This window comes from Chryseobacterium balustinum (genome assembly GCF_900168205.1).
Classification (GTDB): Bacteria; Bacteroidota; Bacteroidia; order Flavobacteriales; family Weeksellaceae; genus Chryseobacterium; species Chryseobacterium balustinum.
This window is the reverse complement of record NZ_FUZE01000031.1, coordinates 15,381-36,012: the sequence shown is the minus strand read 5'-3', so window position 1 is coordinate 36,012 and position 20,632 is coordinate 15,381. Positions and strand designations below refer to the sequence as shown.

Genomic DNA, 20,632 nt, shown 5'->3' with positions numbered 1-20,632 from the left:
TCCAGCAGATGTGTACTTCGGAAGATCAGAACAGATTTTGGAAAAAAGAAGGCAAACAAAAGCGGAATCCATCCGAAAAAGAAGACAAATATATATTCAACAAAAATTAGTAAGTTTATAAATCGAAAATCCTCCTTAAGGATTTAAACTAAAATGTCTAAGTTGGTTTGAAGACGTACAGTCTTGCTACAAATGCAAATCCTTTCCCCAATTCCATTAAAAACTGCTGAAGATGTGTAATTAAGGCTGATTCTATTTGAGTTTCAGTTTGTGATATGTCTAAAGGAAGTCCTAAGAATTCAAATATATAGGGGTCTTTGATATAATTCGAAATCTCCTTGTTTTCTGCTTCTGGAAATTTTAATAATCTTCCTAAGTATTGACTGTCAATATTTCTTTGAAGTGTTCTAGTATTCCAATTTCCTTCAATAGAGTGTTCAATGTACTGTATTCTATGATCGGAATTCTCAATTCTGCTAATAATTCTGTAGTGAGTCCAGCTCAATTCGGTACGCACTGCGTTCCAAATTGGAAATGCGATGAAAAAAGCCCGCATATTATTAAGATTTCTCTCGTTAAATCCTTTCCAAATTCCAATGATAGATGATTCGCAAGATTTTTCAAAACGGATTTACCATACTTTGCACGCAATTCACCATTTTGTTCATCCTCAATAATAAGCTGTCCAATTTCCCAATACATCTTGAGTAATATAGTATTACTGTTTCTATAAACCTGGTCTTTTGCATCAACAATAATTTTTGCAATGGAGCTGTAAAGATCTTGATTGAATTCTTGCGTTTTTTCTATCATTTTCCAAAATTACAAAATTAACTGTAGGATAAATAAGTTGATGTAGTTATCATGATTGCAGAATGTTTGGATAACAAAAACTAAATATATGTCCCTATAAATCTTTAGGACACACAAACATTCTGCAATTTAATAAACAGAAATAACTATTTAATCCTTTTTCGAGATTTAGATTTTCTTTTTATTGATATGATAAAGGCTGCAAATTTTCACTCATCTTACGATTTAGTTATTGCCCACAGTACGAATCAAATTGATTTTCTTATTTTCCGGCACTAGAAATCTTTATATTTTTTTTATACATTTACATCATATACTGAAAGTTATGAAAAAAAAAGTCGTCCTTATTCAGGATAATATAGATATACTGGATATCATGGATCATGTATTGACGGACGAAGGTTATAATGTTACAGCATCGTTAACAACTGACCCCATTGATAATATTGAGGAGATTGAACCTGATGTAGTAATTGTAGATGACAATATTAAGGGAAACAAGAAAGGATCTGAAGTAATTGAAGATTTAAAATCTGATTCAGAAACGGAAGATCTATCAGCTGTGCTAACTTCTACATCTCCCGATGTACCAAAAAAAGCAAAGGAATGCAATGCTGATGACTATATCGAAAAACCTTTTGATATCGATCAAATGCTAGAAGTTGTAAAGAAAAATGCTTAATTTATCGGATTACGAGTGTATCCATTGAAATTGATTTATATTTGATATGTATACGTTAGATAACTCTTTTAATTTGAATATTGATGGAAAACAACCTTGTTACATTCAATCATCAACAGTACAAATAAACCCCGACAAAGGCCAGGGCTTCTATTTTTAGTCAATAATTTTCAGGGGTTGGAATACTAAAATTCTTTCCAATTTCTAACATTTATCTCAATTTATTTTGGTCGAAAATTCATTGACAGGTAATCGGGCTTTCGGCACGGAAGCCAGAAAATCATTAGCTTGATCTCTGTAGCCCAATGACATGATAACCGAGGCATGAAGACCCTTTTCTGACAAGCCTAACACTTCATCAAACAATTTCGGATCAAACCCTTCCATAGGCGTTGAGTCCACTTTAAGTTCTGCTGCCGCAATCAAAGCTGTTCCCAAACCGATATAAGCTTGTTTGTCCGACCAGATCGCATTTTGTTCGGGCGTCTTGGTAGAGAAATAGCCTATCAAAGTATCTTCCAGCATTTTCAATCCCCCTTTTTCCAAATCTCGTTGTTGTTCCATCATCTCAACATATTCTGTGATGTAATCAGCGGTTATTTCATTGAATCCTGCAAAAATCAATAAATGTGAAGAAGCATGGATCTGGGTATTGAATGATCCTTCTCCCAATCTTTGTCTTACCTTAGGATTGGTAATGACAAACAGTCTGTAAGGTTGTATTCCGCAGGACGAGGCGGTGAGATTGATGGCTTCGATAATCTGGTCTATTTTGTCTTCGCTTACTGATTCGCCTGAGTATTTCTTGACCGCATAACGCCATTGTAAATTTTTGATTAGGTCCATTTTTTTGTTATTTATAAATTAGATCCGCAAAGTTATATTTTCAATATGTACCTTTGTAACTAAGTGACAAAAAGTTATAGTGACAAACGGGTAACCAGGTGAACGGTATGGAACAGGAATTTGATTTAGCTAAGGATTGCAGCCAAAAAATACTGGCAATTAGTGATACAATGGAAATTTTAAACGGAAAATGGAAAATGTCCATCATTGCGTGTCTGTGCTATAAGCCAATGCGCTATTCTGAATTGCTGAAAGAGGTGAAAGGTATTTCCGGAAAGATGCTCAGTCGTGAATTAAAGGATCTTGAAATAAATGAATTGATCAATCGTCAAGTCCTGAACACAGCACCTGTTGCAGTGGAATACCAGATAACAGACTACGGAAAATCACTGAAACAACTGACCAATACGATTGCAGATTGGGGATTTATCCATAGACAGCGTATTATTTCCGGAATGAAGTTCAAAACTGAACAGCAAATTGTAAAATGATTTGTACACACGCCGAACTATTAAAATAATCTTCTACCTACCTCTATAATAAATGGCCAACAATCATAAGTCAATTTACAGTGCACTTGCAGCCAATCTCTTAATAGCACTCACTAAATTCATCGCAGGAGCATTTACAAACAGCTCCTCCATGATCTCTGAAGGTATTCATTCAACAGTTGATACAACCAATCAGCTGTTATTATTGTATGGATTGAAAAGGAGCAGGAAACCGGCAGATGAATCTCATCCTTTTGGATATGGAAAGGAACTCTATTTCTGGTCGTTTGTTGTTTCTATATTGATATTTGGTCTTGGTGGGGCTCTGTCTATCTATCAGGGAATTTCGCACATCATAGAACCTGAAGTGATGAAAGATCCGTTCTGGAACTACATCGTTTTAGTGCTCTCCCTTATTTTTGAAGGAACTTCCTTATTTATCGCCGTCAAAGAGTTTAATAAGACCCGTAACGGTATGAAATGGTGGGATGCGATTATCAAAAGTAAAGATCCTGCAAGCTTTCTCGTTGTTTTTGAAGACGGTGCGGCAGTGGCAGGTCTTCTCGTGGTGATGGTATTGATGGGGCTTAGCCATTCATTTCAGATTCCGGAATTGGATGGGCTTGCATCAGTCATTGTAGGATTGATCCTGGTATTTGTCTCTTTTATTCTTGCCAGAGAAAGCAGAAGCTTATTGATGGGTGAAGGGATAGCACCCGAAACGAGAGAAAAGATCGCGAAACTGGCTGAGAAAGATATCGCTGTGGTCAAAACAAAAAGTATCCTATCTACCTATCAGTCACCGGAGGAAGTTGTACTGATGCTCATCATTGATTTTGAAGACCATCTTGATACGGAAGAGATCACCGAGGCCATAAAGCGTATTCGTGAAAATATAAAAAGAGAATTTCCATTGGTTCATTTTGTCATTATTCAGCCAGAATAATTTATACCATCAGACTTTGGGATTTTTGGTTCCACGGAAAACCGTATCCAAGATACGGTGAGCTATTAAAAGACTTTTGCTAAAATAAATCCGATAATCAATGCAAGAACAAATACAATGATAATCTTGACATAATCGGTTTTGCTGCCTAGGATTTCCTGATTCAGCCTTATATTTTCCTTTTTTAAGGTTTCCAGATCAACCTTTAAAGAAGCAGTCCTTTCATTGATGGCCGACTGGACATTTTTTTCGTGCAACGCAGCAATCTCTTTTTTGTAGCTTTCCATTTCTGCCTGGCGTTGTTTCTGCTGCTCCTGAAAATTCTTCTGAAGATCTTCCAGTTGTTTGCCTGAAGTCACCTGAAGCTTTTGGAATTCCTCGTTTCTAACTTTCAGTTGGTCTGTAAAGGTTTTGTTATGGTTGTCTACCTGCTCTTTATAAGTTTTCTGAGCTTCAGCGAATTCTTCATTCTTCTTCTTCAACTGTTTTTCTAAAGTTTCTACCTGTTCCGAAAACTGCTTGGTGACATCCTTTTTGACCTCATCAATGAGGAGGGCCCTTGAATTGGATCGTTCGTGGGATAATTTTTCAGCAATGGTATGCAATCCTGCACCATAATCATGTGGTAAATGAAAACGCTTGTCTGCCAGCTTATCCAATAATGTTTCATCTACCGTATGACCGATGGCAGTAACCGTAATCGGTTTCATAGAAATAAATAATTCGGATAAGCTCAGGTCATTAAAAGTTTCCATACTCTGCCTGTCACCTCCTCCCCTCACCAAGGCAACAATGTCATAATCCAAAGCTGAAATTTCCTTCAATTTGGATATGATCGCCGTGGAAGAAGTGATATTGCAACTATGATCTGAAATATCAAAATATTTTCTTGAAACATCCAGTCCTTCAAAAAAATCCTTCTGGACAATCGCATTATTTCCATAAATGTTAGCGACCCTGACCTTTTCATCTTTGAGCATCTTATCCCTGATAAGGGTTTCAGGGTCTTTTGATCCTGTCTCCAGTTTTTTCTGAATCAGCCCATACCTTTGCAGTTCTTCTTCAGAAATTGACCTTTCTTCCTGCTGAACAATTTCATCAACGACAAAACGCAGTTCAATCGAAGAATTCTTAATGCTCTTCTCAATAAAGCCTCTGAGCGTATACACTTCATTATTGGTAATCTTACTCCTGAGCAAAGAAGAAATACGAATCCCTATCGAAGTGTTATCACCTTCTGAGAACAAAAGGTCATAATAATAGTTCCCGTAGGATTTACCACCACCATAAGCATATCTACCCTTCAGATAGATCAAATTGACCGTTGCATTCAGCTTCAGTGCATTACTAAAGATACCTATTACTGATGCCGGCGAATAGACCGGATAAGTTACTTCGTTGTCCTCCATTGATAAGATAATCATTTAGATCAAGATCGGATACAAAGATATTGCTTATTGGGGATTACATCATATTATTTGTAACAATCAATTAAAAGACCCTCAGATTCCAAAGGCAAAATTTTTGTTTTGGTATTGAACAATTTGCTAAATGATTGCGAATGTTCAAATCCCAGGTCATAAGCTATTTACGAACATGAAAGATTCGTGATAGATAACTTTTCTTTCGCTTTTTCTATAGTTGCTTTCTAACTCGTTTCATTTCAATATTGGTGTTCCATTAATAATCTTTTGATAAAACAAATGAGCTATACAGACAAGTAATTTGAGCCGTACACGAAAGTATTAACCTAAATAAACAGTGATCTTTGTACCATAATTAAAACAAATCAAATGTCATCAATTAAAAAAATTCAACTGGGACAAAACGGTCCTTTAGTTTCCAGTCTTGGTTTAGGCTGCATGAGAATGTCCTCAATCTGGGGCGGTCCCACACCTGACGAGACGGAAAGTATCGCTACAATCAATGAAGCTTTGGATAATGGGATTAATTTTCTAAATACAGGAGACTTTTACGGCGCCGGTCACAACGAAATGCTAATTGGCAAAGCCATCAAAGGAAGACGTGAAGATGCTTTTATCAGTGTAAAATTCGGTGCTATCTTTCACAATGGTCAGTGGATAGGATTAGATTTGCGTCCCGTTGCAATAAAGAATTTTGTCAACTATTCTCTTACCCGTCTGGGAATTGAAACCATAGATCTTTATCAGCCAAGCCGTATGGATGACAGCGTTCCACTAGAAGACATCATCGGAACGGTTGCCGGTCTTGTTGCAGAAGGCAAAGTGCGCCATATCGGAGTATCGGAAATCAATGCAGATCAGCTTCGTAAGGCTAATAACATTCATCCTATAAGTGCTTTGGAAATCGGCTATTCTCTGGCAGACCGACAAATAGAAACCGACTTGCTTCCAGCAGCAAAAGAGTTAGGAGTTAGTGTAATAGCTTTCGCCAATACAGCAGAAGGATTATTGACCGGCGACCTAAAAGCACCACTCGCAGACAGCGATCACCGAAATCATTTTTCCCGTTTTCAAGGCGATAATTTAATTCAAAATCTGGAAAAAGTTGAAGTTCTGAAACAGCTGGCAAACAGCAAAAATTGTACGCCAACTCAACTTGCAATTGCCTGGGTGAAGGATCAGGGCGATTATATTATGCCATTGGTAAGTATGAGCCGCAGATCCCGATTACCAGAAAATATCGCAGCGATGAATATAACATTCACAGCAGAAGAGATGAATTTATTAAATACTACATTTGCAATAGGTGCAATACAAGGCGGCACTTACTTGCAACGATAAATGGAAAGTCCAGCAGAAATTCTTCCCGGAGTCATATTCTATTCCTACCTCTCTACAGAGCGAAAGGAGAAAGTCTGTATCTGGAATCAGCACACCCTCATACTTCAGGTTTCGGGGCAGCTGATTCTGGAAACCTCCGGGCAAAACATCTCAATGAGAGGCGGACAAATGCTGCTAATCGGAAAAAATCAGTTAGGGACGCTTACAAAAATGCCGGTTGCAGGAGGAAATTATGAAACGATAGTGATCTCTCTGCAAGACGATCTTCTACGCAAAATCACTTTAGAGGAGAAGCTGGAAGACGACAGAAAGTATAATGGCCCTTCAAATATTCTGATTCCTTCCAACGATTTTCTGAAAGGATATTTCCAGTCTATTGTTCCGTACGCCAGAAACTCCGGAGCAGCTATGACAAATGAGTTAGGGATCTTGAAAGTGAAAGAAGTTGTCAAATTACTGCTTCTTGCAGTTCCGGAACTTCGCAACTTTCTGTTCGACTTTTCAGAACCTTATAAGATAGATCTTGAAAGATTTATGCTTAGTAATTATCAGTTCAATGTGACGACCGAAAAGTTTGCCCAGCTTACAGGAAGAAGTCTGGCGAGTTTCAAGCGCGACTTTCAGAAGGTTTTTGGAATGCCGCCGCGACAATGGTTACAGGACAAAAGACTGAATGAAGCCCGCCATCTCATAGAACATAAAAGCAAAAAGCCATCTTCTATCTATCTGGATCTAGGATTTGAAAGCCTCTCCCATTTTTCACATGCCTTTAAAAAGAAATTTGGAAAAGCACCAACATCAGGTCTGTAAATTTATTGTTACACAGATCAGAAATAATAATGTAAATTATTCTCAATCTTTTACTCTTCTTTTCCAACTCAGATAAAATTTACAACTTCAGGTTTTTTGTGATAGGCAATAATCAAGACTTTGGATATTAAAAAATCTTCCATCTGTGGTTTTTTAATTTATTCTGGTAGAAAATTAATCGGTTAGTAGACGGCTTCAGAAACTCACAAGCATCCCGTTAGCCCAATATGAAGCATGGAGACCTTTTTCTGATAAGCTTAAAATCTCGGCAAACAATTTCGAATTTAAGAGAAATTTTATATTAAAGATAAAACAAAATCAGTATTGATAAATAACTTGGCCTACCAATAAGGCTCAGCTAAAATTAACAATTGATAGTTATGAAAATAGATATTATAACGAAAGAAGACCTGCAAGAATTCAAAACAGAATTGCTGGAAGAGATTAAAAACCTGTTTCAAATCAAAAACACCGAAAAGAAATTATGGCTGCGCTCAACAGAGGTCAAAGAACTTCTGAAAATATCTACCGGAACATTACAGAACCTTCGTGTTAGTGGAACTTTGTCCAACACTCGTATCGGAGGTACATTGTATTATAATTACAAGGACATCGAGCAGTTATTAAATAGTAAACCTAGTTAATTATTTGATCTTCTCAAATCTTTTCACTGCTAAATATTCCAATTAGGTATCAGCAAATTACTATGAAGCAAATGAACTATATCAAACCTCTAACAGCTTTCTTTGTAAAAGTGGCTCAAGAGAATACGATAAATCCCACGCATGTCAGCCTGTATATGGCTCTGTTTCAATTCTGGAATTTCAATCTTTTTAAGAATCCAATCAATATTTCCAGAGATGAGCTTATGCTAATTAGCAAAATACAATCAAAGGCCACGTATCATAAATGTATCAAAGATCTACATTCTTTAGGGTATTTTGATTACCAGCCTTCGTACAATCCATTTGAAGGTAGTCAAGTTTATATGTTTGATTTTGCCGGGGAATTAAAACCAACACCTAAGGCAAAAAGAATAGTATAGACATGAACTTAAGTAAGAATAGATTGCAAAGACCATTGAAACCAAAATATATCAATCATCAATATTGGAATTTTCTCTAAATTAAATTGGAGAAAATTCCGGATTTATTAATAATAGAAAAAGCGGACTAGGCCGCTCTCTATTATTAATAAAAAATGAAGTGAAATTTTCTAAATAAGTTTTAATAATTCTTCAGCCACCTTTTCAGAAGAAGCAGGATTTTGTCCTGTAACCAATCTTCCGTCAACTATAGCATAAGGACTCCAATCTTCGATTTTACTGTACACTCCACCATTCTTCTTCAGCATATCTTCTACCAGAAAGGGAACAACATCAGTTAACTGTACCGCCTCTTCCTCAGTATTGGTGAATCCGGTGACGTTTTTATCCTTTACCAGATACTCACCATCTATTTTCACATCTTTCAAAACCCCGGGAGCGTGGCACACAAATGCTACAGGTTTATCACTGCTGTAGAAATCAACGATAAGCTGCTGCGAAACTTTATCTTCCGCCAGATCCCACAAAGGACCATGCCCGCCCGGATAAAATACCGCATCAAAGTCTTCACTTTTGACGTCCGATAACTGATGTGTATTTTTTAATTTGTCCTTTAATGCTTGGTCACCATCCATTCTTCGTGTTGCATCGGTCTGGGCTGAGGGATCTTCACTTTTCGGATCAATGGGTGGCTGACCACCCTTTGGAGATGCCAGTGTAATTTCCACTCCTTTATCAGACAATGCATAATAAGGAGCCGCTAATTCTTCTGTCCAGAATCCTGTCTTTAAACCTGTATTTCCTAATTCATCGTGACTCGTAAGTACGAATAAAACTTTTTTGCTCATTTTTATATCTCTTTAATTTAGTATTACAAAGTTGGAATTTATCTGTGTTTTAAACACAGGATCTGAATCACTATTTTCATGTGATCCGGATCACACTTTTTCTGATATGCAGACAAATTAAAATTACTTTATTTGTCATAGAGTTCCTTTATTCTGAAATACGCTTAGACCTTCGATTTTGTCATTGATGGTTTTATATACGATCTCAACTGAAAAACTTGACAGTTCATACAGTACAAACTTTAGTCCATCCTTAGAAGTTTCACTGATGACCTTTCCTTTGGCCAAAGCCAATTCACATTGAGATTGCGTGGGTAGATTTTTAAAATCGTAGTACGAAATAGACATTTAACTAATATTTAATTTTATTTTTTATGATATTACAGTTCACTCACTAAACGAAAAGTCAAATTAATTCGCTCTTTCATATACAGAGCAGATTTAGCGATACGATGCTCCCAGTTTTCCTGCAAATCACCTTTCATCAAAAGCAAAGAACCATGTGGAAGTGGAATGCTGTATCTGCTTTGATGATGATTCAGTTTTCTAAAGTCAAACTTTCGGGTCTGTCCCAGGCTGAGTGATGCAATGACCGGTCTGTCACCGTATCTGCTTTCCTTGTCCCTGTGCCATGCCACAGAATCATTATTGTCCCGGTATAGATTCAGCAATACTGAATTAAATTCGTGACCAAAAGCTTCTTCAATTTTTTTCTTTAAAGAAAGCAATTCAGGCGTCCATGCATTCACTTCAAATTCACTTCCTCCCAATTTGTAGGATTTCTCACCATCACCATACCATGCGGTCAGACGTGGTGTCAATACTTTTTTGTCATAGATGGTTTGAGTCCGTTGTTTCCATGGAGTATTGTCAAGAAGTTGAGAAAAAAGCTGATCTGATTCGTCTGATGTCAAAAAATGTTCTCTGAACTCCAACAGATCTTTTGGAAACGTATAAAATTCTTCTGCGCTAAATAAACTGAGTTGACCCATTGTTTTATTAACTTTTTTTATTATTTTTGAGTATCCCACAATGGGATTTTTTCATCATTTGTGTTTTTAAGCTTTCCCAACAGGAAAGCTTTTGTGTTTATATTTAAATTAATTATTACTTTTTGAGGTTCGTATCTCAGACCTTAGCTGCTCAAACATATTTTTAATCTCCTGATATTCCATACTTTCCACTTTCAGCTCTTTCGTATTGATGCTGCAGGCAAATTCCCATATTTCGTAAACTTCAGACCATTTGATTTCATACGGTTCGTAAAAAGAATTGTCAGAACTTACAAAACTTCCGGAATCATTTTGCTTGGAATATCTTTTATAAACAATACCATCTTTTGTAATGAAAATGTACGTTTTGCCTTTTTTCAGATCCTTTTTATCCTCAAGATATTTTCCGACGATATACGTTCCATCATTGTAAGGTGGCATAGAATCTCCATCGGCAGGAAAAGCCCGGAACTTTCCGTTTCTTAAAAATGGCAAAGAAAGATGCTGCAGTCCCTCTACAAACTCAGGATCATTATATCCGCTGAGGTATCCCATACTTGCTTTTTGAGGAACGATTTCAATTCTGTTTTCTCCTGTATGATCAACTTTCATTGGCAACAAAATTCTGTTGTTGGGAAGGTTGACGACATCATCCAGCGGGTACTTTCGTAAATCAACGGTCAGCAGTAAATCAATACTTACTTTATAGTATTTGGAAAGCTTGACCAACAGTTCGATAGGCGGTTCTGACCTTCCGTCTTCATAAGTCGCATACCTGCCGCGCGTGATCGAAATTTCATCTCCTACCTTTTGTTGGGATGCCTTCATTTTGTCTCTTAGAAACCTGATGTTTTCTGAAAAAATTGACATTGCTATAAATTATAGCAACAAATATACAACAAATTGTAATAAAACGTAATAATTTTACACCATGGAAAGAGCGATAGTGCATATGGATCTGGATACGTTTTTTGTTTCCTGTGAACGGTTAAAAAACTCCGAACTGGAGAAAAAGCCTGTGATCATAGGAGGTGGAGACCGTGGTGTGGTAGCATCCTGCTCTTACGAAACAAGATTTTTCGGAGTACGAAGTGCGATGCCAATCAAGATGGCATTAAGATTATGTCCCGAAGCACGAGTCATCAAGGGAGATATGGATATGTACTCCAAAATGTCGCATATGGTCACAGATGTGATTCAGGAAAAAGTTCCTGTTCTGGAAAAAGCAAGCATTGATGAATTTTATCTGGATCTTTCGGGAATGGACAAATTCTTTGGTTGCTTTCAATGGACGAATGAAATCGTCGATGCGGTTACAAAAAATACCGGTTTACCTATAAGTTTTGCTTTATCCACCAATAAAACCGTAGCAAAGATCGGCACAGGAGAATCCAAGCCAATCGGCAGATTTGAAATTCAGGAACAGAATATCAAGCCTTTTTTAAATCCCCTTTCCATCAAAAAAATTCCAATGGTTGGAAATGTGACTTTTCAGCTATTATCTAGATTAGGAGTAAGAACCATTGAGACTTTATCAGAAACTCCTGTTGAAGTTTTACACCAACTCATCGGTAAGAACGGAACTGAACTTTGGAAAAAAGCCAATGGAATTGATGATACTCCGATTGTTCCCTATTCAGAAAGAAAATCAATATCCACAGAAAACACTTTTTCTCAGGACACCATCGATCTTCAGAATCTTAGAAGTATTTTATCGGGAATGGTCGAGCAATTGGCTTTCCAGCTTCGTCAGGAAAAATGGCTGACTTCAACGATCTCGGTTAAAATCCGCTATTCCAATTTCGATACAGAGACCAAGCAGTGTAGAATTCCTTATACCTCAGCAGACCATACTCTGCTTAAATATGTACTGGAGCTTTTCAAAAAAGTCTATACCCGAAGAATGCGAATACGTCTGATCGGGATCAAATTCACAGGATTAGTCCACGGTTGTCATCAGATGGATTTGTTTGAGGATACAGAGGAATTGATCTCTTTATATCAGACCATGGATAAGATCAAAAACAGATTTGGGACCGGAAGTGTGGGCAGAGCGTCCGGACTATTAAGATAATAAACACAAGATTATGTTTCTCAATTGTCACTCCTATCACAGCCTTCGTTACGGAACCATTTCTCTTCAGGATTTGGTGCAGCAGGCTGTCGATCATCAAGTCAGAACTTTGGCTCTTACAGATATCAATACCATTACAGGAATCTACGATTTTTTCAAACTTTGTAATGATAATGACATTAAACCTATTGTTGGAGTTGAGATGAGAGTCGAGAGTGAGTTCTATTATATCTGTCTGGCTAAAAACCAGAAAAGTGTCGGAGAGATTAACCGCTTGTTGACCAATTACAATTGTGATGGAATCGAAATTCCAAAACACAATCCAATCCTTGAAAATACCATTGTCATTTATCCTTTGCATAACATTCCTGAAGTTTTGCAGGAATATGAGTTTGTCGGAATCAGACCTGAGGAATTGAATCATCTGGTAAAGCCTGATTTGAAAAAGCTGATTCACAAAATGGTCATCCTGCAGCCTGTCACATTCACAACCAAACTGGATTATAATCTTCACAAAATCTTACGAGCGATTGACAATAATACGCTGATCAGCAAATTGACTGATAACGATTGTTGCAGAGATAACGAAACACTTATCAATAAAAAGCACCTGCTGGATCAATACCGTCACTATCCTCAAATCATACAAAATACAGCGGATATTATTGACCAGTGTAGTTTTGATTATGACTTTTCAACCCCTAAAAACAAGCAGTATTACACAGACAGCCGGGAGAGCGATTTTAGACTGTTGACAAAACTCGCTTACGAGGGATTGGAAACAAGATATGGTAAAGAACATTCGGAAGCCAAAGCAAGAGTAGAGAAAGAATTAAAAGTCATCGAATTCCTAAAATTCAGTGCTTATTTTCTCATCACCTGGGATATTGTTCAGTACAGCAACGACATGGGTTTTATGCATGTCGGAAGAGGAAGTGGCGCTAATTCCATTGTCAGTTACTGTTTGGGAATTACAGATATCTGTCCTTTGGAACTGGATCTGTATTTTGAAAGATTCCTCAACCTCAACAGGAAGACTCCACCCGATTTTGATTTAGACTGGAGTTGGCAGACCAGAGACACTATTCTGGAATATATTTTCAATAAATACGGCAAAGAACACGTCGCATTTTGCGGAACAAATGTAGAATTTAAGTACCGGTCCATTTTCAGGGAAGTCGGAAAAGCTTTTGGTTTACCGAAAGAAGAATTGGATATTTTGGCTACAAAGTCAATGGATCAGCATGATGACAATTCAGTTTTTAAATTGGTGCATAAATACGGTAAGCTTTTGGAAAAGTTTCCGAATCAGAGAAGCATGCACTCCTGCGGCATTTTAATTTCTGAAGAACCAATTACCAATTTTACAGCACTCGAAATGCCTCCCAAAGGTTTTCCGATCGTTCAGTTCGATATGCATACAGCTGAAGAAATCGGTTTTGAAAAGTTTGATATTTTATCTCAAAGAGGACTCGGAACCATAAAAGACACTGTGGAACTCATCAAAGAAAAAAGAGGGGTTACGGTAGATATAAAAGACACGACGATTTCAAAAAATGAAAATGTATGCAATAATTACTTAAGTATCGGGAAAACAATAGGCTGTTTTTATATTGAAAGCCCCGCAATGCGTGGTCTGCTCAGAAGACTGAAATGTGAAGATTATAAGACTCTTGTTGCTGCATCTTCCATTATCCGTCCCGGAGTTGCGCAGAGTGGAATGATGAAGGAGTATATCTTCAGGCACAACAACCCTACAAAGTTCGAATACTTCCATGATGTATTTAAAAAGGAACTTGGCGAAACCTATGGAATTATGGTCTATCAGGAAGACGTGATTAAAATCGCACTGCATTTCGGAGGTTTGTCAGCAGCGGACGGTGATGTTCTGAGAAGAGCCATGAGTGGTAAAGGAAGATCACTGTCCGCATTACAGAAAGTAAAAGACCATTTTTTTGAATCCTGTCAAGAACTGGGACATCCTGAGCAATTGTCGAAAGAAGTCTATCGGCAGATTGAATCCTTTGCAGGATATTCATTTTGTAAGGCTCACTCGGCTTCTTATGCGGTAGAAAGCTATCAGAGTTTATATCTGAAAGTCTACTACCCTATTGAGTTTATGGTCTGTGCCATCAACAATGGAGGTGGATTTTACAGAACCGAAGTTTATGTTCATGAAGCAAAAATGTCGGGAGCCACTATCAAAAACCCTTGTATCAACCTCAGCGAATATCAAACAACAGTGTATGGAACAAATGTCTATTTAGGACTCATGCACATTGAAAAAGTTGAAGGGAAAACCGCCATGCTGATTCCCGAAGAAAGAAGAAATAACGGAGAATATACTTCTCTGGAAAATTTCGTCAAAAGGATACCGATCGGAATTGAAACCCTGCAGATCCTCATCTTTATCGGGGCGTTCAGGTTTACAGGAAAACAAAAACATGACCTACTGATTCAGGCAAGGTTCCTGTTTGGGAATGACCAATCAACATTCAGACATCCAACCTTATTGGATGAACCACAAAAAGAATACAAGCTTCCGGTCATTATCAAAAATCCTTTTGAAGATGCATTTGATGAAATTGAGATTCTGGGTTTTCCTGTTTCATTCAGTCCTTTTGATCTGTTGCAGACCAAATACAGGGGAACGGTAATGGCGAAAGATCTCGTTAAAAATCACAAGAAGCAGATCAAAATGCTCGCTTACCTTATTTCCAGGAAACATGTCCCCACGAAAAGAGGAGCCATGTTTTTCGGAACCTGGATTGATGCAGAAGGCGAATATTTTGATACAGCACATTTTCCCAATTGTCTCCAAGAGTATCCATTTCAGGGCGGAGGCTGCTACTTATTGTTGGGTACCGTTGAGGTGGATTTTCACTTTCCGACGATTACCATTCACAAAATGGCCAAGATGCCGTTTGTACCCGATCCAAGATATTCTATGGATAAAGAAAAATCTTTAGAAGCAGCCAGAACACTGCATGAAGATGTCAGCATGACGCAAAGAAAGCCCTATCCTCAAGAGCACGAAATTGGACTGCCAAGAAAAAAAATGCAATAAATAAAAATTAACTGTAAACAAAAAACTTTCAAATGAAACTAAAAGCTACCATCGTTGAAGAAACCGATCCGGATGACAATTCAGTAATTGTCAGTTTTGAAGGTGATCAAAATAAAAAGCATTATGAGGTCAAATGTTCATTCAATCCTTTTGTCCATAAAATGAGAAAGTGGGACAGCTGGGAAATGGTTATCAAATGGGACAGTGAAATCTACACCGATGAAAAATCCGGAAACAAATCATATTTTACCTATCTTCTCTGCGATAAAGCTGTAGAAATTAATTCTCCATATGGAAAGAAGGATTGAAGAATACATATCTGTTCTATAAAAAATGAATTATTTAAAAATTTTGTTACATCAAAACATTTGTAAATCATCAAAATTATCTCTTAAAGAATATTTCGTATATTCTTAATAACAATTAATGTCAGACAGAAGAAAACAGAGAATGAAACGAATATTGCAAAATACATTTATGACCAAAAGACTTCGCATATTCTGTGGTCCGAATAGCTTTGGAAAATCAACTTTATTTTTAGAATTCATTAAGAAATTCAATTCAGGGTTATTTGTTAATTCAGATAATATTGAATCAGAAATTTCAGAAAAAAAATTTTTAGATCAATCTTCTTTTAATCTCGATCTCACTCAGACTGATCTTTTATTCGAAAGCAACTTCTAATAGACAACATCTCCTTCTCCTTTGAGTCTGTAATGAGCCATCCTTCCAAACTCTATGACTCTAGATTTTGAGGAAGAGGAAGAATGGAGTCAATATAAAATTTTCGACAATGATAACGGTTTAGCCAAAGGGGTAACTTTAAAGAATTAAATTCCATGGAGGTATTTCTGAAAGATCAAAAATGAGAACTATCTCAAAAGGAAACAACAGCAGACATTCTTCAAAAAATACATGGAACCGAATATTCAATTTATTAGAAAATTCTATTGAAGGAGCTTCCATAAAAATAGCAGGGTTATTAGACAGGAACCTTCCTTTCGAAAACAATTATAATTCTTCCTTTTACCAAAATAACAATCTTGATAGATTTGACATTGAAGATTTACCTAGAATTAATAATACTTTTTTTAACATTATATAACAATAATTATCATTTTTTTAGATTTTTTAGGCATTCTTATTGCTTCTAAAAGAAACGATTCTCATGTTTAATTGAGTTTTCATGGTTATTAGTTTTTACCTAGCTCCGGCTAGGTTTTTTTTACATCAATTTCGAAAGACTTGTTGTAATGAGATTTCTTTTAAAAAAAGAATTTATTGTTAAATATTTTCGTGATTAAGATAAACGGTCTCATACATCTTTATATTAAAACCTTCTAAACTGACTTTTTTATTAATTTATCTCCTATTCCAATATAATAATGTCCAGATCATTCTAATGTGTTTCAAATATTTTATGTGAAAACATACACTCAACAATTGCTACCGTAAACTTCAACTTCCCGCCAAACTGACTCTCGTAAAGTCAAGCTTTAATTCACTGCAACCTACTCAACCATCTGAATATTTTGCTATAAAGAAAATTAATATTGAAACTTTTTTCTTAACTACCATAAAAAAGCAAGATCGTCTTTGGATATCCTACAAATTACCTTTTACACCTTCAATTGCTATTTCACGTATAGAAAGATCCGCACAAAAGATCTCGTCCGTATCATTTACTTTTTTTGCTCCCTGCTGACAATACGTATATCTGATATAAAATTCCTTTTCAGCTCTCTTGCCAGTTCTTCGCTGATTTGGACATTAACACCTAATATTGTTTGCATATTCTTTTATTTTAAGATTTCATTGTCGTTCGTTTAGATCACATGATCTTTTTCATTCAGTGCATCTTTTGGATAGCTGCTGCTATTGTGAATAAGTTTAAAATGTTTATACCTTATTTATTTTAGTATGGCAAAGTTCACAAGAAACAGAATGACTCGAGTAGCTTAATTAAGTTAAGTTATAACAGAATCTCTGTATTTAAAAACTAACATTTTTTATAGCTTCAAATGTATGTAAATATTACTTTCACCATGATCCAAACAACTTATAATAGAAATCTTTCTGCAATAAAGTAACCACCCCCAATAATCAGGAGTGGAAGTGCAATTGATAACAATATCAATGTCCATGTGAACAGCCTAAAATAACTATACAAAGATGCATTAGAAGGATTGGAGGGATCATAGATAATGGTCGCCGTCTCTCCTATTTTCCATGCTGGCGGATCGCTACCTTCTGGCAATTCATATGTAACGAACCGGTTGTCATTTGTTAGAAAGCTAAAGACCGGCGCATAAACTTCACCTTCAGACCTGTAAGTTCGTAGATCAATTACGGTAGCCGTCGTTATATTTCCATTGTTTAAAAATTTCATAGTATGACGGAAACTTATAATTGCCGATATAAGGAACACTGATCCCAAAGTAAGGATTATATAATATTGCCACATAGTTTTGTTTTTAATTATTTCCATTCACCCCTATGATATATTACACTAATAAACAACAGAACATTACGAATATAGTGAATTTAATAAAATTAATTGGGATTACATTTGATGTTTTTAAACAGCCAAAATCAGATTTTTAAAAATTTATCTCTACAATTATATTGAGATCAGCACCGACATAAAATCATCAATTGTTTCAACATAAATTTTCATAAAAGCAGAAGGCTGTCAATGATTGACAACCTTCTGCTTTTTAATAAGATCTAATAGAAATTATTTACCCCTATACTTAAGAGCTTCATTACATTAAAATTTAAAATAATAAATAGTCTTTTTTTTAGACTTATTATCCTATTTTATTAAATATCTTAATAGTTGTAAAATCCATAAAATTCAAATAAAAGATTGCAAACGGACATTTTAAGATATTTACCAGGTAATTACTTCAAATTTAAAACTACAAACTTATATGAATAATTGTTAGTATAATATTTTTCTTCCTTCAATTTTGACTATATTTTCATTTTCCATCTTTTTCACAGTTCTTATAACCGTTTCTACACGCAGTCCAGTCATATTAGCAATCTGTTGTCTGGTATAGGGTACCTGAAAAAATTGATTATCATCATCGCTGCATTGAGTTGATTTTAAATAATCAATAATCGTTTTGATCCTAAATTGCGGGTCAGTAGAGGAAATATTAAACAGCATTAAATATTTGTAATAAAGTCTGTCTGCCATGCATTTAAACATATCCCTCATAACGCCTTGGTTTTGATAGATAAGAGAAAAAAAATCTTCCCGTGGCACCTTTAGCAGTGTGCACTCCGTTTTAGCAATTGCATTCATTGGATAAGGCTTCTCATAAAAAAGTAATGATTCACCAATACTTTGACCATCAGACAAAATATTCTGAGTAAATTCTTTGCCATCTTCATGGTAATTGTTAAGTTCTATAACACCATTAACGATCTGAAAATAAAATTTTGGAAGGCTTCCTTCATTAAAGATGATCTCATTAGGAAAATAGGTTTCATATTCGCCTCCATAAGTTAACAAAAGATCTTCACTGATTATCATATCTTAAAAATTTATAATTAATAAATATGTTAGTAAAACTATTGTCAAAATATCAAAAAGCAAGCCATATACATTTATTGTTACTGAATATTAAGTCATAAATTTCTTATTATAATAAAAATAATAATGTGTTAAAAAAAAGAATATTAGCAGAAATGGGCTAAAAATTAATTAATAAAAAAAAATGTTATATATCAACTCCTTACCGTTCTCAATCATCTCAAAGTCAGTCCGAAAAAGAACGTTACTTTTATAAAATTCCTTACACAAAAAAGGAATTTGCTTTTTTAAGTGGCTTACGAATTGAAACCGTGATCAGAACTTTTAAGAAAATAGAAAACGAAAACCTTATCAAAATAGTAAAGGGAAGAGTGTACTGCTAGAGAAAAAGCATTTATACCGTCAATTTTCAGATTTTGAATCATATAAATTGTTCTACAAATAAAACAACGCCAATACAATCATTAGCGTTGTTTTGTTAATTTAATATAGATATTTGGATAAACTGCCTTTATTTTATGTGACAATTTTTTAATAAAATTAAGACCAAGGATCAAGTACGACTTTCACGCAGCCGTCTTCTTTTTTATCAAAAATTTCATATCCTTTTGCAACGTCGTTTAATGATAATCGATGGGTAATAATATCATCCAGCCGAACCTGACCAGACTCAACATATTTTAATAATTTATCGATAATTGCATGAACAGGTGATTGCCCGGCTCTTAAAATAATGCCTTTGTCAAAAATTTGTCCGAGTCTGAAATTATCATAATTAACGGCATAAACTCCCAAAACAGAAACCGTTCCGCCTCTTCTTACGCCACTCATACATGCTTCAAGAACCTTCATAGAGCCTTTTTCAAAATTAATTACCGCTTTTGCTCTGTCAAGCAAAGAACGTTCAGGCTCAAACCCGACGGCATCTATACAAAGATCGGCACCTCTTCCGTAAGTCATTTCTCTGATTTTCTCAATTGTACTTTCTGCATCTTCCCAAAGAATGGTTTCACAACCTGTCAGACTTTTGATCTGATCTAATCGGTACTGTAAGGTATCAATTACAATAACTTTTCCTGCGTTGTGAAGAATTGCACTTTTTACTGCCATTGAACCAACTGGGCCTGCTCCGAAAATAGCCACTGACTCGCCGCCTTTAAGATCTCCCCACATTACTCCTGTATATCCGGTGGGAAATATATCGGTAAGAAATAAAGCCTGTTCGTCTGTAAGCAGATCCGGAACTTTACGAGGTCCGAAGTTGGCGTAAGGAACTCTGACGTATTGTGCCTGGCCACCGTTATAGCCTCCATATAAATCTGTATATCCAAACATTCCGCCCCCTTTTTGAGTCATTATTCCTCCTTCTGGTCCGTAATTCTCAGGATTTGATTTTTCGCATCCTCCGGGTAGATCATTTTCACAAAAATAACAACATCCACAGGCAATCGGGAATGGTACCACTACCCGATCGCCTTGATGCAAATGGGTAATATTTTTACCTTTTTCTACGACAACGCCCATGAATTCATGCCCCATGACCATCGGTCTAGGCTGCGGAATCCCTCCGGAATACATGTGTAAATCGCTCCCGCAGATTGCTGTAGAAGTTACTTTAAGGATGATGTCGTTTTCATCTTCAATAGTCGGGTCTGGAACCGTATCACAGGTTATTTTTCCAGGTGCGTGAAAAACTGCTGCTTTCATAT

Annotated in this window: 22 protein-coding genes and 3 pseudogenes; 12 read left to right on the top strand and 13 right to left on the bottom strand. The window is 36.1% G+C overall.

The genetic code is table 11. The annotated features are described in order from the left end of the window. Window positions 1-157: 157 nt before the first annotated feature. Both B5X64_RS23095 and B5X64_RS20805 read right to left on the bottom strand, forming a co-directional pair. Window positions 158-322 carry a PDDEXK nuclease domain-containing protein gene (locus tag B5X64_RS23095; protein WP_228419054.1) on the bottom strand — a complete coding sequence of 55 codons (165 nt, stop codon included), beginning with the start codon at window positions 320-322 and terminating at the stop codon, window positions 158-160. Window positions 323-433: 111 nt separating this feature from the next. Further along, window positions 434-813: pseudogene (locus tag B5X64_RS20805) on the bottom strand (DUF1016 N-terminal domain-containing protein); the annotation flags it as partial. Between the two features lie 325 nt (window positions 814-1,138). Between B5X64_RS20805 and B5X64_RS20800 the strand changes: the two are divergent. Further along, window positions 1,139-1,495, top strand: a complete 357-nt coding sequence (locus tag B5X64_RS20800; protein ID WP_079467052.1) for a response regulator — start codon at window positions 1,139-1,141, stop codon at window positions 1,493-1,495. Window positions 1,496-1,711: 216 nt separating this feature from the next. Here the strand turns inward: B5X64_RS20800 and B5X64_RS20795 are convergent, their stop codons facing one another. Beyond that, window positions 1,712-2,341 carry a nitroreductase family protein gene (locus B5X64_RS20795; protein ID WP_079467051.1) on the bottom strand — a complete coding sequence of 210 codons (630 nt, stop codon included), beginning with the start codon at window positions 2,339-2,341 and terminating at the stop codon, window positions 1,712-1,714. Window positions 2,342-2,448: 107 nt separating this feature from the next. Between B5X64_RS20795 and B5X64_RS20790 the strand changes: the two genes are divergently transcribed. Both B5X64_RS20790 and B5X64_RS20785 read left to right on the top strand, forming a co-directional pair. Further along, window positions 2,449-2,832, top strand: coding sequence for a winged helix-turn-helix transcriptional regulator (locus tag B5X64_RS20790; RefSeq protein ID WP_079467050.1), 384 nt, complete (start codon window positions 2,449-2,451; stop codon window positions 2,830-2,832). 52 nt (window positions 2,833-2,884) lie between these two features. Beyond that, complete coding sequence (locus B5X64_RS20785) at window positions 2,885-3,778, top strand: cation diffusion facilitator family transporter (RefSeq protein ID WP_079467049.1); 894 nt, start codon at window positions 2,885-2,887, stop codon at window positions 3,776-3,778. 65 nt (window positions 3,779-3,843) lie between these two features. Here B5X64_RS20785 and B5X64_RS20780 read toward each other — a convergent pair whose 3' ends face one another. Both B5X64_RS20780 and B5X64_RS23420 read right to left on the bottom strand, forming a co-directional pair. Then, entirely contained in the window at window positions 3,844-5,187 is a 1,344-nt protein-coding gene (locus tag B5X64_RS20780) for an exodeoxyribonuclease VII large subunit (RefSeq protein ID WP_164463395.1), read from the bottom strand. Between the two features lie 65 nt (window positions 5,188-5,252). Next, window positions 5,253-5,417, bottom strand: a pseudogene (locus B5X64_RS23420) (helix-turn-helix domain-containing protein); the annotation flags it as partial. Between the two features lie 154 nt (window positions 5,418-5,571). Between B5X64_RS23420 and B5X64_RS20775 the strand changes: the two are divergent. From B5X64_RS20775 to B5X64_RS20765, 3 genes are all read left to right on the top strand, one after another. Next, window positions 5,572-6,543: an aldo/keto reductase gene (locus tag B5X64_RS20775; RefSeq protein WP_079467047.1), complete on the top strand. Its 972-nt coding sequence runs from the start codon at window positions 5,572-5,574 to the stop codon at window positions 6,541-6,543. Continuing rightward, entirely contained in the window at window positions 6,544-7,353 is an 810-nt protein-coding gene (locus B5X64_RS20770; RefSeq protein WP_079467046.1) for a helix-turn-helix domain-containing protein, read from the top strand. A gap of 380 nt (window positions 7,354-7,733) precedes the next feature. Then, window positions 7,734-7,997 (top strand): helix-turn-helix domain-containing protein, encoded by a 264-nt coding sequence (locus B5X64_RS20765; RefSeq protein ID WP_079467045.1) that lies wholly within the window; start codon window positions 7,734-7,736, stop codon window positions 7,995-7,997. Window positions 7,998-8,568: 571 nt separating this feature from the next. On the opposite strand, the gene B5X64_RS20755 is transcribed toward B5X64_RS20765, so the two are convergent. The 4 genes from B5X64_RS20755 to B5X64_RS20740 all read right to left on the bottom strand — a co-directional run bounded on the left by B5X64_RS20755 (window position 8,569) and on the right by B5X64_RS20740 (window position 11,108). After that, a complete protein-coding gene (locus B5X64_RS20755; RefSeq protein WP_079467044.1) occupies window positions 8,569-9,246 on the bottom strand; it encodes a type 1 glutamine amidotransferase domain-containing protein in 678 nt (225 codons plus the stop codon). Between the two features lie 135 nt (window positions 9,247-9,381). Then, a complete protein-coding gene (locus B5X64_RS20750) occupies window positions 9,382-9,594 on the bottom strand; it encodes a hypothetical protein (RefSeq protein WP_079467043.1) in 213 nt (70 codons plus the stop codon). Window positions 9,595-9,626: 32 nt separating this feature from the next. Beyond that, a complete protein-coding gene (locus B5X64_RS20745) occupies window positions 9,627-10,238 on the bottom strand; it encodes an alpha-ketoglutarate-dependent dioxygenase AlkB family protein (protein ID WP_079467042.1) in 612 nt (203 codons plus the stop codon). 108 nt (window positions 10,239-10,346) lie between these two features. Then, the gene (locus B5X64_RS20740) at window positions 10,347-11,108 is read right to left on the bottom strand and encodes an XRE family transcriptional regulator (RefSeq protein ID WP_079467041.1); all 762 of its coding nucleotides are present in this window, start codon (window positions 11,106-11,108) and stop codon (window positions 10,347-10,349) included. Window positions 11,109-11,169: 61 nt separating this feature from the next. Between B5X64_RS20740 and dinB the strand changes: the two genes are divergently transcribed. The 5 genes from dinB (at window position 11,170) to B5X64_RS20715 (ending at window position 16,484) form a co-directional block, all read left to right on the top strand. After that, on the top strand, window positions 11,170-12,312 hold the full coding sequence (dinB, locus tag B5X64_RS20735) for a DNA polymerase IV (protein WP_079467040.1): 1,143 nt from the start codon (window positions 11,170-11,172) through the stop codon (window positions 12,310-12,312). A 13-nt stretch (window positions 12,313-12,325) separates the two neighbouring features. Next, window positions 12,326-15,379, top strand: a complete 3,054-nt coding sequence (locus B5X64_RS20730) for a DNA polymerase III subunit alpha (RefSeq protein ID WP_079467039.1) — start codon at window positions 12,326-12,328, stop codon at window positions 15,377-15,379. Window positions 15,380-15,411: 32 nt separating this feature from the next. Then, complete coding sequence (locus tag B5X64_RS20725; protein ID WP_079467038.1) at window positions 15,412-15,687, top strand: hypothetical protein; 276 nt, start codon at window positions 15,412-15,414, stop codon at window positions 15,685-15,687. Between the two features lie 118 nt (window positions 15,688-15,805). Then, the gene (locus tag B5X64_RS20720; protein WP_079467037.1) at window positions 15,806-16,063 is read left to right on the top strand and encodes a hypothetical protein; all 258 of its coding nucleotides are present in this window, start codon (window positions 15,806-15,808) and stop codon (window positions 16,061-16,063) included. Window positions 16,064-16,244: 181 nt separating this feature from the next. After that, on the top strand, window positions 16,245-16,484 hold the full coding sequence (locus B5X64_RS20715; RefSeq protein WP_079467036.1) for a hypothetical protein: 240 nt from the start codon (window positions 16,245-16,247) through the stop codon (window positions 16,482-16,484). A 506-nt stretch (window positions 16,485-16,990) separates the two neighbouring features. On the opposite strand, the pseudogene B5X64_RS20710 reads toward B5X64_RS20715, so the two are convergent. The 3 genes and pseudogenes from B5X64_RS20710 to B5X64_RS20700 all read right to left on the bottom strand — a co-directional run. Beyond that, window positions 16,991-17,172 (bottom strand): annotated as a pseudogene (locus B5X64_RS20710) (NAD-dependent dehydratase); the annotation flags it as partial. A 266-nt stretch (window positions 17,173-17,438) separates the two neighbouring features. Further along, the gene (locus B5X64_RS20705) at window positions 17,439-17,768 is read right to left on the bottom strand and encodes a DUF3592 domain-containing protein (protein ID WP_249414650.1); all 330 of its coding nucleotides are present in this window, start codon (window positions 17,766-17,768) and stop codon (window positions 17,439-17,441) included. A gap of 555 nt (window positions 17,769-18,323) precedes the next feature. Beyond that, entirely contained in the window at window positions 18,324-18,923 is a 600-nt protein-coding gene (locus tag B5X64_RS20700; RefSeq protein ID WP_079467034.1) for a Crp/Fnr family transcriptional regulator, read from the bottom strand. Window positions 18,924-19,093: 170 nt separating this feature from the next. Between B5X64_RS20700 and B5X64_RS23415 the strand changes: the two genes are divergently transcribed. Beyond that, window positions 19,094-19,306, top strand: a complete 213-nt coding sequence (locus B5X64_RS23415) for a helix-turn-helix domain-containing protein (RefSeq protein WP_111945005.1) — start codon at window positions 19,094-19,096, stop codon at window positions 19,304-19,306. Window positions 19,307-19,463: 157 nt separating this feature from the next. On the opposite strand, the gene B5X64_RS20695 is transcribed toward B5X64_RS23415, so the two are convergent. Next, a complete protein-coding gene (locus tag B5X64_RS20695; protein ID WP_079467033.1) occupies window positions 19,464-20,630 on the bottom strand; it encodes a zinc-dependent alcohol dehydrogenase in 1,167 nt (388 codons plus the stop codon). Window positions 20,631-20,632: the final 2 nt, after the last annotated feature.

What these genes read in the sequence shown, in the direction of transcription:
- B5X64_RS20800 (WP_079467052.1), top strand. Translation starts at nt 1,139, where the DNA reads ATGAAAAAAAAAGTCGTCCTTATTCAGGATAATATAGATATACTGGAT.
- B5X64_RS20740 (WP_079467041.1), bottom strand. Translation starts at nt 11,108, where the DNA reads ATGTCAATTTTTTCAGAAAACATCAGGTTTCTAAGAGACAAAATGAAG.
- B5X64_RS20730 (WP_079467039.1), top strand. Translation starts at nt 12,326, where the DNA reads ATGTTTCTCAATTGTCACTCCTATCACAGCCTTCGTTACGGAACCATT.
- B5X64_RS20785 (WP_079467049.1), top strand. Translation starts at nt 2,885, where the DNA reads ATGGCCAACAATCATAAGTCAATTTACAGTGCACTTGCAGCCAATCTC.
- B5X64_RS20705 (WP_249414650.1), bottom strand. Translation starts at nt 17,768, where the DNA reads ATGAAATTTTTAAACAATGGAAATATAACGACGGCTACCGTAATTGAT.
- B5X64_RS20700 (WP_079467034.1), bottom strand. Translation starts at nt 18,923, where the DNA reads ATGATAATCAGTGAAGATCTTTTGTTAACTTATGGAGGCGAATATGAA.
- B5X64_RS20780 (WP_164463395.1), bottom strand. Translation starts at nt 5,187, where the DNA reads ATGGAGGACAACGAAGTAACTTATCCGGTCTATTCGCCGGCATCAGTA.
- B5X64_RS20795 (WP_079467051.1), bottom strand. Translation starts at nt 2,341, where the DNA reads ATGGACCTAATCAAAAATTTACAATGGCGTTATGCGGTCAAGAAATAC.
- B5X64_RS20750 (WP_079467043.1), bottom strand. Translation starts at nt 9,594, where the DNA reads ATGTCTATTTCGTACTACGATTTTAAAAATCTACCCACGCAATCTCAA.
- B5X64_RS20770 (WP_079467046.1), top strand. Translation starts at nt 6,544, where the DNA reads ATGGAAAGTCCAGCAGAAATTCTTCCCGGAGTCATATTCTATTCCTAC.
- B5X64_RS20765 (WP_079467045.1), top strand. Translation starts at nt 7,734, where the DNA reads ATGAAAATAGATATTATAACGAAAGAAGACCTGCAAGAATTCAAAACA.
- dinB (WP_079467040.1), top strand. Translation starts at nt 11,170, where the DNA reads ATGGAAAGAGCGATAGTGCATATGGATCTGGATACGTTTTTTGTTTCC.
- B5X64_RS20715 (WP_079467036.1), top strand. Translation starts at nt 16,245, where the DNA reads ATGAGAACTATCTCAAAAGGAAACAACAGCAGACATTCTTCAAAAAAT.
- B5X64_RS20725 (WP_079467038.1), top strand. Translation starts at nt 15,412, where the DNA reads ATGAAACTAAAAGCTACCATCGTTGAAGAAACCGATCCGGATGACAAT.
- B5X64_RS20745 (WP_079467042.1), bottom strand. Translation starts at nt 10,238, where the DNA reads ATGGGTCAACTCAGTTTATTTAGCGCAGAAGAATTTTATACGTTTCCA.
- B5X64_RS20720 (WP_079467037.1), top strand. Translation starts at nt 15,806, where the DNA reads ATGTCAGACAGAAGAAAACAGAGAATGAAACGAATATTGCAAAATACA.
- B5X64_RS20695 (WP_079467033.1), bottom strand. Translation starts at nt 20,630, where the DNA reads ATGAAAGCAGCAGTTTTTCACGCACCTGGAAAAATAACCTGTGATACG.
- B5X64_RS20775 (WP_079467047.1), top strand. Translation starts at nt 5,572, where the DNA reads ATGTCATCAATTAAAAAAATTCAACTGGGACAAAACGGTCCTTTAGTT.
- B5X64_RS20790 (WP_079467050.1), top strand. Translation starts at nt 2,449, where the DNA reads ATGGAACAGGAATTTGATTTAGCTAAGGATTGCAGCCAAAAAATACTG.
- B5X64_RS20755 (WP_079467044.1), bottom strand. Translation starts at nt 9,246, where the DNA reads ATGAGCAAAAAAGTTTTATTCGTACTTACGAGTCACGATGAATTAGGA.